Origin of the sequence: Pseudomonas bananamidigenes (genome assembly GCF_001679645.1) — a bacterium.
Taxonomy (GTDB): Bacteria; Pseudomonadota; Gammaproteobacteria; order Pseudomonadales; family Pseudomonadaceae; genus Aquipseudomonas; species Aquipseudomonas bananamidigenes.
This window is the reverse complement of record NZ_LRUN01000016.1, coordinates 1-14,024: the sequence shown is the minus strand read 5'-3', so window position 1 is coordinate 14,024 and position 14,024 is coordinate 1. Positions and strand designations below refer to the sequence as shown.

Genomic DNA, 14,024 nt, shown 5'->3' with positions numbered 1-14,024 from the left:
GCTCTTACCGGGCCGAAGCGAGTTGAGTGAAGGCGGTGCCGAGCCACTGCTGCACGCCATGCATCGTGGCGGCAGAGGTGTCGAGGAACGGTTGCGGGTAGACGCCGAGGTAAATCAGCAGCACCGCAAGGCCCAGCACCATGATCAGTTCGCGAGCGTCCATGCCGTGCAGGATCGAATCCGATTTGGACGGACCGAAGTAGGCGCGGTGGATCATGATCAGCGAGTAGACCGAACCGAACACCAGACCGGAGGTGGCAATCGCGGTGATCCATGGCGCGCTGGCGAAGGTGCCGATCAGGATCAGGAACTCGCCGACGAAGTTACCGGTGCCCGGCAGACCCAGCGAAGCGGCTGCGAAGAACAGGCTGATTGCCGGCAGGTAAGCGATACGCGACCACAGACCGCCCATCTCACGCATGTCACGAGTGTGCAGGCGCTCGTACAGCTGACCGCTCAGGATAAACAGTGCCGCGGCCGACAGACCGTGGGCCAGCATCTGGACCACGGCGCCTTGCAGCGCCAGCTGGCTGCCGGAGTAGATGCCGATCAGTACGAAGCCCATGTGGGAAACGGACGAGAAGGCGATCAGACGCTTGATGTCGGTTTGGGCGAACGCCAGGAACGCACCGTAGAAGATCCCGATCAGACCGAGGGTCATGGCGATCGGCGCGAACTCGGCCGAGGCGTTCGGGAACAGCGGCAGGGCGAAACGCAGCAGACCGTAGGCCGCAGTTTTCAGCAGGATACCGGCGAGGTCGACGGAACCTGCAGTCGGTGCCTGGGCGTGAGCGTCAGGCAGCCAGGAGTGGAACGGAACCACCGGCAGCTTGACCGCGAAGGCGATGAAGAAGCCGAGCATCAGGATGTACTCGGTGGTCATCGACATCTTGGTCTTCAACAGGTCGGCGTAGTTGAAGGTGATCACGCCGGTGCTGTTGTAGTTGACCAGGACCAGACCGAGGATCGCCACCAGCATGATCAGGCCGGAAGCCTGAGTGAAGATGAAGAACTTGGTCGCCGCGTAGATCCGGGTCTTCTTGCCGTCCGAAGAACTGTGACCCCAGAGCGCGATGAGGAAGTACATCGGCACCAGCATCATTTCCCAGAAGAAGAAGAACATGAACAGGTCGAGGGCGAGGAACACGCCGACGACACCGCCCAGGATCCACATCAGGTTCAGGTGGAAGAAACCGACGTGACGCTGGATCTCTTTCCACGAGCAGAGTACCGACAGGACACCCAGCAGGCCGGTCAGCAGGATCATCAGCAGCGACAGACCATCGAGGGCCAGGTGCACGTTGATGCCGAAACGCTGGATCCAGACATGCTTGAACTCAAGCGCCCAGGTCGGGTCGGCGCCGGGCTTCGGCGCAAGGGAGTAGTCGCCGTGAGCCCACAGCCAGAGGCCGAGGGCGAGCAGCAGGGACATGGTGATCAGCGCAATCCAGCGGGGGAGGGTGGCGCCGAAGCGCTCACCCAGCCAGCACAGCAGGCCGCCGATGAAGGGGATCAGGATTAGCCAAGGCAGAATCATGACGGGTTCGTTTCCTTTCGCAAATTCGCAAGGTTCATATCAGACCGCTACCAGCACGACAGCGCCGATGACCAGCACGGCACCGGCAGCCATCGAGGCGGCGTACCAACGCAGTTGACCGGTCTCGGTACGGCTCAGGGCGGTGTGACCGCCCTTGGCCATGCGCGGGATCAGACCGATGGTCTGGTCGAGCGGGTCTTTGCGCAGGATGTGGCTGATCGCAAGGTACGGCTTGACGAACAGTTTGTCGTAGATCCAGTCGAAGCCCCAGGCAGCGAACCACCAGGCCGAAAGGAGACGGCCGATGCCGCTGTTGGCGATCGCGGTCACGAAACGACGCTTGCCGAGGAACAGCAGGGCCGCCAGCAGGATACCGGCCAGGGCGATGGCGCCCGAGGCGATTTCCAGGCTGTGCTTGGCTTCACCGCCGGCATGGCCGACGCTCTCAGGCAGTACGCCGTGCAGCGGTGGAACGATCATGGCGCCGACGAAAGTCGACAGCACGATCAGCACCGACAGTGGCAGCCAGTGAGCGATACCGTGACCGGCGTGAGCTTCGGTCTTGGCTTCACCGTGGAACGCGATGAAGATCAGGCGGAAGGTGTACAGCGAGGTCATGAACGCACCGACCAGACCGGCGTACAACAGACCGTTGTGGCCGCTGGCGAACGCTTCCCAGAGGATTTCGTCCTTGGAGTAGAAACCTGCGGTCACCAGCGGCAGGGCAGCCAGGGCGGCACCACCGACGATGAAGCTGGCGTAGGCCAGCGGCAGTTTCTTCCACAGGCCGCCCATCTTGAAGATGTTCTGCTCGTGGTGGCAGGCAACGATCACCGCACCGGAAGCAAGGAACAGCAGGGCCTTGAAGAAGGCGTGGGTCATCAGGTGGAAAATCGCGCCTTCCCAGGCGCCAACGCCCAGCGCCAGGAACATGTAGCCGATCTGGCTCATGGTCGAGTAGGCGAGGATACGTTTGATGTCGGTTTGCACCAGTGCCGCGAAACCTGCCAGAACCAACGTCACACCACCGACGATTCCCACGAGATGCAGGATGTCCGGCGCCAGGGCGAACAGACCGTGGGTACGGGCGATCAGGTAGACACCGGCGGTCACCATGGTTGCAGCGTGGATCAGTGCCGAAACCGGGGTAGGGCCGGCCATCGCGTCCGCAAGCCAGGTCTGCAGCGGCAGTTGTGCCGATTTACCCACCGCACCGCCCAGCAGCATCAGGGTGGCCAGCACGATCCAGAAATCGCCGACCTTGAAGTGCTCAGGCGCCTTCACCAGCAGTTCCTGGACGTTCAGCGTGCCCAGTTGCTGGAACAGGATGAACAGGCCGATCGCCATGAACACGTCGCCGATACGGGTGACGATGAAGGCTTTCAGTGCGGCGTTACCGTTGTTGCGGTTGCTGTAGTAGAAACCGATCAACAGGTACGAGCACAGGCCCACGCCTTCCCAACCGAAGTAGATGAACAGCAGGTTGTCGCCCAGCACCAGGAACAGCATGCTGGCGATGAACAGGTTGGTGTAGGCGAAGAAGCGCGAGTAACCGGCTTCACCGCGCATGTACCAGGAGGCGAACAGGTGGATCAGGAAACCCACGCCGACCACCACACCCAGCATGGTTACGGACAGACCGTCCAGGTACAGGGCGAAGTTCGGCTGGAAGCCTTCCACCGAGATCCACGTCCACAGCACATGCACGTACACGCCACCTTCAGGTGGAGCGACGTTGAACTGCCAGATCACGTAGGCCGCGACGATGGCGGACAGGCCGATGGAGCCGACACCGATCAGCGCCGACAGGTTTTCCGAGAGGCGGCCGCGGGAGAACGACAGCAACAGGAACCCGATCAGGGGGAATACGAAAGTCAGAAAGAGTAGGTTCATCCGCGCATCTCACTGGCAGCGTCGATATCGAGCGTGTGGAAGCGGCGATACAGTTGCAGCAGGATCGCCAGGCCAATACTGGCTTCGGCGGCTGCCAGGCTGATCACCAGGATGAACATGATCTGTCCATCCGGTTGCGCCCAGCGGGCGCCCGCAACGATGAAGGCCAGTGCAGAGGCGTTCATCATCACTTCCAGACTCATCAACACGAACAAAATGTTGCGGCGGACCATCAGGCCGACCAGACCAAGGCAGAACAGGATGCCGGCAACCGCCAGTCCATGCTCGAGAGGGATAGCAGGCATGTCTTACTCCTTCGCCTCGTTACGGCCCAAATGGAACGCCGTGACGGCTGCAGCGAGCAGCAGCATCGAGGCGAGTTCGACCACCAGCAGGTACGGACCGAACAGGCTGATGCCCACGGCTTTCGCGTCCACGGTGGTTTGACCGATGGCCTGACCGCTCTGGTGAGCGAACAGCACATACAACAGTTCGGCCAGCAGCAGGGCGGCGAGAATCACCGGCCCCGCCCAGATGCCGGGCTTGAGCCAGCTGCGTTCCTGCTGAACCGAGGCCGGGCCAAGGTTCAGCATCATCACCACGAACACGAACAGCACCATGATGGCGCCGGCGTAGGCGATCACTTCCAGCACGCCGGCAAACGGTGCGCCGAGGGCGAAGAAGGTCATGGCCACGGAGATCAGCGAAATGATCAGGTAGAGCAGGGCGTGCACAGGATTGGTGTTGGTGACCACACGCAGTGTGGACACAACAGCGATACCCGATGCGAAATAGAAAGCGAATTCCATCGTTCTTCCTTAAGGCAGCAAGCTCTTCACGTTGATCGGCTCGGCTTCGTTTTGTGCGGCGCCTTTCGGCTTGCCCGCAACGGCCATACCTGCAACACGATAGAAGTTGTAATCAGGGTTTTTGCCGGGGCCGGAGATCAGCAGATCTTCTTTCTCGTACACCAGGTCCTGACGTTTGAACTCGGCCATCTCGAAATCCGGAGTCAGCTGGATCGCGGTGGTCGGGCAGGCTTCCTCGCAGAGACCGCAGAAAATGCAGCGCGAGAAGTTGATACGGAAGAAGTCCGGGTACCAGCGACCGTCTTCGGTTTCAGCTTTCTGCAGCGAGATGCAACCCACCGGGCACGCCACGGCGCACAGGTTGCAGGCTACGCAGCGTTCTTCGCCATCGGGGTCGCGGGTCAGGACGATGCGGCCACGGTAGCGTGGCGCCAGGTAGACCGGCTCTTCCGGGTATTGCAGGGTGTCGCGCTTGCGAAAACCATGACCGAAGATCATGACCAGGCTGCGCAACTGGGTACCGGTACCCTTAATGATGTCGCCAATATATTTGAACATGGGTCAAATCCTCACTGAACCGCAACCGCAGGCGTGTTCCACAACACGATTGCAGCGGTCACCAGCAAATTGATCAGGGTCAGTGGCAGGCAGAATTTCCAGCTGAAATCCATCACCTGGTCATAACGCGGACGCGGGATGGAAGCGCGCAGCAGGATGAACAGCATGATGAAGAACGCGGTCTTCAGTGCGAACCAGACGAAGGACAGTTGCGGCAGGATGCCGAACGGACCGTGCCAGCCACCGAAGAACAGGGTGACCAGCAGCGCCGAGATCAGGATGATGCCGATGTATTCACCGACGAAGAACATGCCCCATTTCATGCCGGCGTATTCAATGTGGTAACCGTCGGCCAGTTCCTGTTCCGCTTCCGGCTGGTCGAACGGGTGACGGTGAGTCACGGCCACGCCAGCGATGAAGAAGGTACAGAAGCCGAAGAACTGCGGAATGATGAACCACAGGTTCTGCGCCTGGTACTCGACGATGTCACGCATGTTGAACGAACCGACCTGCACCACGATGCCCATCAGGGCCAGGCCCATGAACACTTCGTAGGACACGGTCTGCGCCGAGGCACGCAAGCTGCCCAGCAGGGCGAACTTGTTGTTGCTCGACCAGCCGGCGAACAGCACCGCGTAGACCGACAGGCCAGCCATGGCGAAGAAGAACAGCAGGCCGATGTTCAGGTCCGCCACGCCCCAGGTCGGGGTGATAGGGATGATCGCGAACGCGATCAGCAGGGCGGACATGGCCACCACCGGTGCCAGGGTGAAGATCACCTTGTCGGCAAACGGCGGGGTCCAGTCTTCCTTGAAGAACATCTTCAGCATGTCGGCAGCGATCTGGAACATGCCGAACGGGCCGACGCGGTTCGGACCGTAACGGTCCTGCCACCAGCCCAGCAGGCGACGTTCGACAAAGCTGAGCAATGCGCCGCAGACCACGACGGCCAGCAGGATCACGATGGCTTTGATGACCGTCAGGATCACATCGATCACTTCAGGGGTGAACCAGGTCATTGCGCTGCCTCCTGCAGACCCTCAACGGATAGGCCGGCGAATGCCGGTGGAATGCCGGCGATGCCCGCAGGCAGTGCCACCAGACCTGCGCCCAGCTCTTCATTGATGCGCAGCGGCAGACGCAGAGTCTGGCCGGCAACGTTGAGGCTCAGCATCGCACCGTCGTTGACGCCCAGGCGGTCGGCTTCGGACTTGGCCAGTGCAACGTAGGCAGCCGGAATGCGTTCCTGAACCGGAGCGGCTTTCGAAGAGTTCTCTTCGCTGCCGAACAGGTGGAAGAACGGCACGGCTTGCCAGGTGCCCGGCGCCGGGTTGAACGGGCGTGGAGCCGCAGCGAACCAGTTCAGCGAATCGCCGCTGCTTTCGATCAGGCGGGTGCCCGGATCGCCAGCGCGCAGGTGACCACCGACTTCGTCCTGGAACTTGTTCCAGGCTTGCGGCGAGTTCCAGCCCGGCGACCAGGCGAACGGTACCTGCTGACGCGGTTCGGCGGAGCCCGAGTAACCTTCCATCGAGAAGGCGAACGCGGTGTCCTTGTCTTGCGGGGTGCGCGGTTCGTGAACGCTGATGTTGGCACGCATTGCGGTGCGGCCCGAGTAGCGCAGCGGTTCACGGGCCAGTTTCAGACCCTTGATGCGGAACGCGGCGGAAGGGGCGGCGTCGACGATGCCGGCCAGTTGCGCGGTGCTCGAGGCCACGGCAGCGGTGACGTGGTCGAGTTGCGTCCAGTCGACCGGCTGGTTCAGCAGGGTGGCGCGCAGGGCGTGCAGCCAGCGCCAGCCTTCGTGGACCAGAATGCTCGCGTCCATGTATTGCGGGTCGAAAACCTGGAAGAAGCGCTGGGCGCGGCCTTCCTGGCTGACCAGCGTACCGTCGCCTTCAGCGAAGCTGGCGGCTGGCAGAACCAGGTGCGCGCGGTCGCTGGTGGCGGTCTTCTGGTGGTCGGCAACGATCACCACTTTCGCAGCGTTCAGTGCCGCATCGACCTTGGCCTTGGCGGTGCGGGTGTACAGATCGTTCTCCAGCACGACGATGGCGTCGGCCTTGCCATCGATGATGGCTTGCAGCGCGGCATCGACCGATTCGCCACCGAGCATGGCCAGGCCGAGGCTGTTGGCTTCCGGCACGATCAGGCTGATCGAACCGTTCTTCTCGCGCAGCTTCAGGGCCTTGGCGATGTTCGCAGCCGCTTCGATCAGGGCTTTGGAGCCCAGCGAAGTACCGGCGATGATCAGCGGGCGCTTGGCGGCGAGCAGAGCGTCGGCGATGCGCTTGGCCAGTTCCAGGGCTTCGGCGTCCAGACCTTCGACGGCCGGTGCGCTGGCGTCCAGGGCGTGAGCCACGGCGAAACCGATGCGGGCCAGATCGTCAGGAGCGGCGTGTACACACTCCTCGGCGATGTCGTCGAGCTTGGTTTCAGCCAGGCTGGCGATGAACAGCGGGTTCAGTTCGTGCTGACCGATGTTCTTCACCGCGGCGTCGAGCCACGGCTGAACGCGCATGGCTTCGGCCATGTCTTCGGCCTTGCCTTTTACCGACTGACGCAGGGCCAGAGCCATACGTGCGGCGGTCTGGGTCAGGTCTTCACCGAGGACGAACACCGCGTCGTGGTCTTCGATGTCGCGCATGGTCGGTACTGGCAGCGGGCTGTCTTTGAGCACTTGCAGGACCAGACGGATGCGTTCCAGCTCGGCGGCTTCGATACCGGAGTAGAAGTGCTCGGCGCCCACCAGTTCACGCAACGCGTAGTTGCTTTCCAGGCTGGCACGGGGCGAACCGATACCGACGATGTTGCGACCGCGCAGCAGGTCGGCGGCCTTGTCCAGCGCAGCGTCCAGCCCAAGCTTGGTGCCGTCGGCCAGCAGCGGCTGACGTGGACGGTCGGTGCGGTTGACGTAGCCGTAACCGAAACGGCCACGGTCGCACAGGAAGTACTGGTTCACCGAACCGTTGTAACGGTTTTCGATACGACGCAGTTCGCCGTAACGCTCGCCCGGGGAGATGTTGCAACCGCTGGAGCAGCCATGGCAGATGCTCGGCGAGAACTGCATGTCCCACTTGCGGTTGTAGCGCTCGGAGTGAGTCTTGTCGGTGAACACACCGGTCGGGCAGACCTCGGTGAGGTTGCCGGAGAACTCGCTTTCCAGGGTGCCGTCTTCAACGCGACCGAAGTACACGTTGTCGTGGGCGCCGTACACACCGAGGTCGGTGCCGCCGGCGTAGTCCTTGTAGAAACGCACGCAGCGGTAGCAGGCGATGCAGCGGTTCATTTCGTGGGAAATGAACGGGCCCAGATCCTGGTTCTGGTGGGTGCGCTTGGTGAAGCGATAACGGCGCTCGTTGTGGCCGGTCATCACGGTCATGTCTTGCAGGTGGCAGTGACCGCCTTCCTCGCAGACCGGGCAGTCGTGCGGGTGGTTGGTCATCAGCCATTCGACGACACTGGCGCGGAACGCCTTGGATTCTTCATCGTCGATGGAGATCCAGGTGTTGTCGGTGGCCGGGGTCATGCACGACATGACGATGCGACCACGGGTGTCGTTCTCGTCGGTGTACTGCTTGACCGCGCACTGGCGGCAGGCCCCGACGCTACCAAGCGCGGGGTGCCAGCAGAAATAAGGGATGTCGAGGCCCAGCGACAGACATGCCTGTAACAGGTTGTCTGCCCCGTCGACTTCGAGCGCTTTGCCGTCTACGTGGATAGTGGCCATGGTTCAAAGTTCTTCGTTGGCCCGGTGTCAGCGGGCGTGGCTAATGGAATCTTGTTATCCGTCCGAATCCAGTCAGCCCCGAAAGGCGTCATCGGACGAAAGGCGAAGGGCACGGACCCTTCGCCTTTTTTAAGCGTTTACGCGCCGATGGTGATCGGCCTTGCCAGAGGCGGGACGGCGCTTGCAGGCGCGATACCGGCTTCGAACTCTGGACGGAAATATTTGATGGCGCTGCCCAGCGGCTCCACGGCACCCGGTGCGTGAGCACAGAAGGTCTTGCCCGGGCCGAGGAAACCGACCAGACCCAGCAGGGTCTCGATGTCGCCCGGCTGGCCCTTGCCTTGTTCGATGGCCATCAGCAGCTTCACGCTCCATGGCAGGCCGTCACGGCAAGGGGTGCAGAAACCGCAGGATTCGCGGGCGAAGAACTGCTCCATGTTGCGCAGCAGGGACACCATGTTGACGCTGTCGTCCACCGCCATGGCCAGGCCGGTCCCCATACGGGTGCCCACCTTGGCGATGCCGCCGGCGTACATCTGTGCATCGAGGTGTTCCGGCAACAGGAAACCGGTACCGGCGCCGCCTGGCTGCCAGGCCTTGAGCTTGTAACCGTCGCGCATGCCGCCGGCGTAGTCTTCGAACAGCTCGCGGGCGGTCACGCCGAATGGCAGCTCCCACAGGCCCGGATTCTTGACCTTGCCGGAGAAGCCCATGAGCTTGGTGCCCATGTCTTCGCTGCCGTCGCGGGCCAGCGATTTGTACCAGTCCACGCCGTCGGCGATGATCGCCGGCACGTTGCACAGGGTTTCGACGTTGTTCACGCAGGTCGGCTTGCCCCACACGCCAACGGCGGCAGGGAAGGGCGGCTTGGAGCGCGGGTTGGCGCGGCGGCCTTCGAGGGAGTTGATCAATGCGGTTTCTTCACCGCAGATGTAACGCCCGGCACCGGTGTGGACGAACAGCTCGAAATCGAAGCCGCTGCCCAGGATGTTCTTGCCCAGCAGGCCGGCTGCCTTGGCTTCTTCCACGGCACGGTTGAGGTGCTTCGCGGCGGTGGTGTACTCGCCACGCAGGAAGATATAGCCACGGTAGGTTTTCAGCGCGCGGGCGCTGATCAGCATGCCTTCGATCAGCAGATGGGGCAGTTGCTCCATCAGCATGCGGTCTTTCCAGGTGTTCGGCTCCATCTCATCCGCGTTGCACAGCAGGTAGCGGATGTTGATGGATTCGTCCTTTGGCATCAGGCCCCATTTCACGCCAGTGGGGAAGCCTGCACCGCCGCGGCCCTTGAGACCGGCGTCCTTCACGGTCTGGACGATGTCGTCCGGCCCCATGTCGGCGAAGGCCTTGCGTGCAGCGGCGTAACCGTTCTTGGCCTGGTACTCGTCGAGCCATACGGCTTCGCCGTCGTCACGCAGGCGCCAGGTCAGCGGGTGAGTCTCGGCCGAACGCTGGATGCGGTTGGCAGGACCGAAAGAAGTCAGGGTCATACGTAGCCCTCGAGCAGTTTGGCGACGCCGGCAGGCTGGACATCGCCAAAGGTGTCGTCATCGATCATCAGCGCCGGGGCCTTGTCGCAGTTGCCGAGGCAGCAGACCGGCAGCAGGGTGAAACGACCGTCGGCGGTGGTCTGGCCGAGGCCGATACCCAGGTTGTTCTGGATTTCGCTGACCACCGACTCGTGGCCGCCGATGTAGCAGACCATGCTGTCGCAGACGCGAATGATGTGACGGCCGACCGGCTGACGGAAGATCTGGCTGTAGAACGTGGCCACGCCTTCTACGTCGCTGGCCGGAATGCCGAGGATTTCGCCGATGGCGTACAGGGCACCGTCCGGCACCCAGCCGCGTTCTTTCTGAACGATCTTCAGGGCTTCGATCGACGCCGCGCGCGGGTCTTCGTAGTGATGCAGCTCGTGCTCGATGGCCGAGCGCTCGGTTTCACTGAGGGTGAAACGGTCTGTCTGGATAAGCGTGCTGTTCATGCTTAGCGGTCCACGTCGGCCATAACGAAGTCGATACTACCCAGGTACGCAATCAGGTCCGCGACCATGCTGCCTTTGATCACCGAAGGGATCTGCTGCAGGTGGGCGAAGCTCGGAGTACGGATCCGGGTACGGTAGCTCATGGTGCCGCCGTCGCTCGTCAGGTAATAACTGTTGATGCCCTTGGTCGCTTCGATCATCTGGAAGGATTCGTTGGCCGGCATGACCGGGCCCCACGAAACCTGCAGGAAGTGCGTGATCAGGGTTTCGATGTGCTGCAGCGTGCGCTCTTTCGGCGGCGGCGTGGTCAGCGGGTGATCCGCCTTGTACGGGCCTTCCGGCATGTTGCGCAGGCATTGCTCGATGATCCTGACGCTCTGGCGCATCTCTTCGACGCGAACCATGCAGCGGTCGTAGGCATCGCCGTTGGCGGCCAGCGGCACTTCGAACTCGAAGTTCTCGTAGCCGGAGTATGGACGTGCCTTACGCAGGTCGAAGTCGCAACCGGTGGAGCGCAGGCCGGCACCGGTGACGCCCCATTCCAGGGCTTCCTTGGTGTTGTACTGGGCCACGCCGAGGGTACGACCCCTGAGGATGCTGTTCTGCAGGGCCGCCTTGGTGTACTCGTCGAGGCGCTTGGGCAGCCATTCGACGAAGTCTTTCACCAGTTTGTCCCAGCCGCGTGGCAGGTCGTGGGCGACACCGCCGATGCGGTACCAGGCCGGGTGCAGACGGAAACCGGTGATGGCTTCGATCACCGTGTACGCCTTCTGGCGGTCAGTGAAGGTGAAGAACACCGGGGTCATGGCGCCGACGTCCTGGATGTAGGTACCCAGGAACAGCAGGTGGCTGGTGATCCGGAAGAACTCGGCCATCATGATGCGGATGACGTCGACCTTTTCAGGCACCTTGATGCCGGCGAGCTTCTCGACCGAGAGCACGTACGGCAGGTTGTTCATCACGCCGCCGAGGTAGTCGATACGGTCGGTGTACGGAATGAAACTGTGCCAGGACTGACGCTCGGCCATCTTCTCGGCACCACGGTGGTGGTAGCCGATGTCCGGAACGCAATCGACGATCTCTTCACCGTCCAGTTGCAGGATGATACGGAATGCACCGTGAGCCGAAGGGTGGTTCGGACCCAGGTTGAGGAACATGTAGTCCTCGTTCGGGCCGGAACGCTTCATGCCCCAGTCTTCAGGACGGAAGCGTGCGGCTTCTTCCTCGAGCTGTTGCTTGGCCAGGTTCAGGCTGAACGGATCGAACTCGGTGGCGCGCGCCGGGAAGTCCTTGCGCAGCGGGTGACCTTCCCAGGTCGGCGGCATCATGATGCGCGACAGGTGAGGGTGGCCTTTGAAGTCGATGCCGTACATGTCCCAGACTTCACGCTCGTACCAGTTGGCGTTCGGCCAGATGCTGGTGACGGTCGGCAAGCTGAGGTCGCTCTCGGACAAGGCGACCTTGATCATCACGTCACTATTACGTTCCAGCGACATGAGGTGATAGAACACGGTGAAGTCGGCGCCGCCTGGCAGCCCCTGACGCTTGGTACGCAGGCGCTCGTCCACGCCGTGCAGGTCATAGAGCATGACGTACGGCTTGGGCAGGTTGCGCAGGAAGGTCAGGACTTCGACGAGCTTGGCGCGAGCCACCCACAGCACCGGCATGCCGGTGCGGGTCGGCTGAGCGGTGAACGCTTCAGCGCCAAAACGGTTGTTCAGTTCGACGACCACATCCTGGTCGTCTGCCTTGTAAGGCGGGATGTACAGAGCACTGCCTGTAGTCATGGTTATTTTTTCGCTTTCGGTCAACGTAAAGAATGAAGCCAGCTTCTCGTTTCTTTGAAACAGATCTGGATCAGACTTCGTCAGGGCTACGCAGATTGGTGACTGCGATTCGCTGTTCGCGGCGCTGTTCCTTCTGCGAAGGCATGTCGGCGCGATAAACGCCTTGATCGCCAACGACCCAGGAAAGTGGGCGACGCTCCTGGCCAATCGACTCCTGCAGCAGCATCAGGCCTTGCAGGAATGCTTCCGGACGGGGCGGGCAGCCAGGTACGTAGACGTCAACGGGCAGGAACTTGTCCACCCCTTGAACCACGGAGTAGATGTCGTACATGCCGCCGGAGTTGGCGCACGAACCCATGGAGATAACCCATTTCGGTTCGAGCATCTGCTCGTAGAGACGCTGGATGATCGGCGCCATCTTGATGAAGCAGGTCCCGGCGATAACCATGAAGTCGGCCTGACGCGGTGAGGCCCGGATAACTTCGGCGCCGAAGCGCGCGATGTCGTGGGGCGCCGTGAAGGCGGTGGTCATTTCCACGTAGCAGCACGAAAGACCGAAGTTGTACGGCCACAGGGAGTTCTTGCGTCCCCAGTTGACCGCGCCACTCAGCACGTCTTCCAGCTTGCCCATGAAAATGTTTTTGTGGACTTGATCCTCTAACGGATCGGAAACGGTTTCCCGCTGGCCGATCGGATATTGCTCGTTAGGAGCATCAGGGTCGATTCTGGTGAGATTGTATTGCATTGCCAAAGCCTCATTGTTTCAGCTTCGCCTGCCGCTTGCGACGAGCTTCCGGAGCCCAGTCAAGGGCGCCCACTCGGAACAGGTAGACAAGACCTGCCAACAGAATTGCTATGAAAACGAGAGCTTCGACGAATCCGGTCCAGCCGCTTTCGCGGACGGACACAGACCATGCAAAGAGAAAGAGGGCTTCGATATCGAAGATCACGAACAGCATCGCGACCAGATAGAATTTGGCTGAGAGCCGCAAGCGGGCGCCACCGGTAGGTAGCATGCCGGACTCGAACGGTTCGTTTTTGCTGCGGCCCCAGGCTTTTGACCCGAGGAGGCTGGAGACGCCGAGCATGAAGGCACACAGGCCGACTACACCCAGAAGGAAAATGGCAAAGCCCCAGTTGTGGGCCATGAGTCCTGTCGCTTCGGGCATGCTGGAAATCCTTAACAGAGAGCAAAGGTCTCTGAGCTTGATAAAGAAATATGGCAGTGACGATATGTCGCAGCAATCAATCGCGCTGATTTTATGGCTAAACACCCTGCAAGTAAAATTCCTATAGCAAAATTATTTATTGGAATAAGGACATAGCGCACCTCTATGGCCCTGCAGCCCGTGCGTTGCGGGCATTAGCCGGGATTTCACGAATTATGTTTTGTAGGAAATGTAACGAACATAGTTGCTGCTAAATGATAATTGATATCGTTTGGAGTGGTTTTGTAACAGTTCAGCGAGTGGGCAGTCGGGAAGTTGTCTTATATCCGCGTTACTGCAAGTAGCGGCGGCGCCCGTTTTAACCGATTTTTGTGATGCGAATACCGCTCTGGATCAATGTTTTTGTTAACGGGCTGAAGAGAAACCTGTGGGAGCGGGCTTGCCCGCGATAGCGGTGTGTCAGTCGCCGCATTTCTTGAATCTGCAGGCGCCATCGCGGGCAAGCCCGCTCCCACAGGGATTTGTGAGGGGGCGGAGATCGCACCACGCAAAAAAAA

General features: G+C 61.2%; 12 protein-coding genes. All 12 read right to left on the bottom strand.

Annotated features, from left to right (window positions below; translation table 11 throughout):
• Positions 1 to 4: 4 nt before the first annotated feature.
• Positions 5 to 1,537 carry an NADH-quinone oxidoreductase subunit M gene (gene nuoM / locus BBF94_RS06830; RefSeq protein ID WP_065258284.1) on the bottom strand — a complete coding sequence of 511 codons (1,533 nt, stop codon included), beginning with the start codon at positions 1,535 to 1,537 and terminating at the stop codon, positions 5 to 7.
• Between the two features lie 39 nt (positions 1,538 to 1,576).
• Positions 1,577 to 3,430, bottom strand: a complete 1,854-nt coding sequence (nuoL, locus tag BBF94_RS06825; protein ID WP_065258283.1) for an NADH-quinone oxidoreductase subunit L — start codon at positions 3,428 to 3,430, stop codon at positions 1,577 to 1,579.
• Entirely contained in the window at positions 3,427 to 3,735 is a 309-nt protein-coding gene (gene nuoK, locus BBF94_RS06820) for an NADH-quinone oxidoreductase subunit NuoK (RefSeq protein WP_003180046.1), read from the bottom strand. The genes nuoL and nuoK overlap by 4 nt, the downstream gene beginning before the upstream one ends.
• 3 nt (positions 3,736 to 3,738) lie before the next feature.
• A complete protein-coding gene (gene nuoJ, locus BBF94_RS06815) occupies positions 3,739 to 4,239 on the bottom strand; it encodes an NADH-quinone oxidoreductase subunit J (protein ID WP_065258282.1) in 501 nt (166 codons plus the stop codon).
• A gap of 9 nt (positions 4,240 to 4,248) precedes the next feature.
• The gene (gene nuoI / locus BBF94_RS06810) at positions 4,249 to 4,797 is read right to left on the bottom strand and encodes an NADH-quinone oxidoreductase subunit NuoI (RefSeq protein WP_065258281.1); all 549 of its coding nucleotides are present in this window, start codon (positions 4,795 to 4,797) and stop codon (positions 4,249 to 4,251) included.
• An 11-nt stretch (positions 4,798 to 4,808) separates the two neighbouring features.
• Positions 4,809 to 5,816, bottom strand: coding sequence for an NADH-quinone oxidoreductase subunit NuoH (gene nuoH, locus BBF94_RS06805; RefSeq protein WP_065258280.1), 1,008 nt, complete (start codon positions 5,814 to 5,816; stop codon positions 4,809 to 4,811).
• On the bottom strand, positions 5,813 to 8,527 hold the full coding sequence (gene nuoG / locus BBF94_RS06800) for an NADH-quinone oxidoreductase subunit NuoG (RefSeq protein ID WP_065258279.1): 2,715 nt from the start codon (positions 8,525 to 8,527) through the stop codon (positions 5,813 to 5,815). The genes nuoH and nuoG overlap by 4 nt, the downstream gene beginning before the upstream one ends.
• A gap of 137 nt (positions 8,528 to 8,664) precedes the next feature.
• Positions 8,665 to 10,017, bottom strand: coding sequence for an NADH-quinone oxidoreductase subunit NuoF (gene nuoF, locus BBF94_RS06795; RefSeq protein ID WP_065258278.1), 1,353 nt, complete (start codon positions 10,015 to 10,017; stop codon positions 8,665 to 8,667).
• Positions 10,014 to 10,511: an NADH-quinone oxidoreductase subunit NuoE gene (nuoE, locus tag BBF94_RS06790; protein WP_003223804.1), complete on the bottom strand. Its 498-nt coding sequence runs from the start codon at positions 10,509 to 10,511 to the stop codon at positions 10,014 to 10,016. The genes nuoF and nuoE overlap by 4 nt, the downstream gene beginning before the upstream one ends.
• A gap of 2 nt (positions 10,512 to 10,513) precedes the next feature.
• Entirely contained in the window at positions 10,514 to 12,298 is a 1,785-nt protein-coding gene (gene nuoC / locus BBF94_RS06785; protein ID WP_065258319.1) for an NADH-quinone oxidoreductase subunit C/D, read from the bottom strand.
• Between the two features lie 70 nt (positions 12,299 to 12,368).
• Positions 12,369 to 13,043, bottom strand: coding sequence for a NuoB/complex I 20 kDa subunit family protein (locus BBF94_RS06780; protein ID WP_007951456.1), 675 nt, complete (start codon positions 13,041 to 13,043; stop codon positions 12,369 to 12,371).
• Positions 13,044 to 13,053: 10 nt separating this feature from the next.
• Positions 13,054 to 13,467, bottom strand: coding sequence for an NADH-quinone oxidoreductase subunit A (locus BBF94_RS06775; protein WP_003223812.1), 414 nt, complete (start codon positions 13,465 to 13,467; stop codon positions 13,054 to 13,056).
• Positions 13,468 to 14,024 lie beyond the last annotated feature (557 nt).

Excerpts from the sequence above, each read along its gene's own strand:
- nuoG (WP_065258279.1), bottom strand. The coding sequence starts at position 8,527 with ATGGCCACTATCCACGTAGACGGCAAAGCGCTCGAAGTCGACGGGGCA.
- nuoH (WP_065258280.1), bottom strand. The coding sequence starts at position 5,816 with ATGACCTGGTTCACCCCTGAAGTGATCGATGTGATCCTGACGGTCATC.
- nuoJ (WP_065258282.1), bottom strand. The coding sequence starts at position 4,239 with ATGGAATTCGCTTTCTATTTCGCATCGGGTATCGCTGTTGTGTCCACA.
- nuoL (WP_065258283.1), bottom strand. The coding sequence starts at position 3,430 with ATGAACCTACTCTTTCTGACTTTCGTATTCCCCCTGATCGGGTTCCTG.
- nuoI (WP_065258281.1), bottom strand. The coding sequence starts at position 4,797 with ATGTTCAAATATATTGGCGACATCATTAAGGGTACCGGTACCCAGTTG.
- nuoE (WP_003223804.1), bottom strand. The coding sequence starts at position 10,511 with ATGAACAGCACGCTTATCCAGACAGACCGTTTCACCCTCAGTGAAACC.
- nuoM (WP_065258284.1), bottom strand. The coding sequence starts at position 1,537 with ATGATTCTGCCTTGGCTAATCCTGATCCCCTTCATCGGCGGCCTGCTG.
- BBF94_RS06775 (WP_003223812.1), bottom strand. The coding sequence starts at position 13,467 with ATGCCCGAAGCGACAGGACTCATGGCCCACAACTGGGGCTTTGCCATT.
- BBF94_RS06780 (WP_007951456.1), bottom strand. The coding sequence starts at position 13,043 with ATGCAATACAATCTCACCAGAATCGACCCTGATGCTCCTAACGAGCAA.
- nuoK (WP_003180046.1), bottom strand. The coding sequence starts at position 3,735 with ATGCCTGCTATCCCTCTCGAGCATGGACTGGCGGTTGCCGGCATCCTG.
- nuoF (WP_065258278.1), bottom strand. The coding sequence starts at position 10,017 with ATGACCCTGACTTCTTTCGGTCCTGCCAACCGCATCCAGCGTTCGGCC.
- nuoC (WP_065258319.1), bottom strand. The coding sequence starts at position 12,298 with ATGACTACAGGCAGTGCTCTGTACATCCCGCCTTACAAGGCAGACGAC.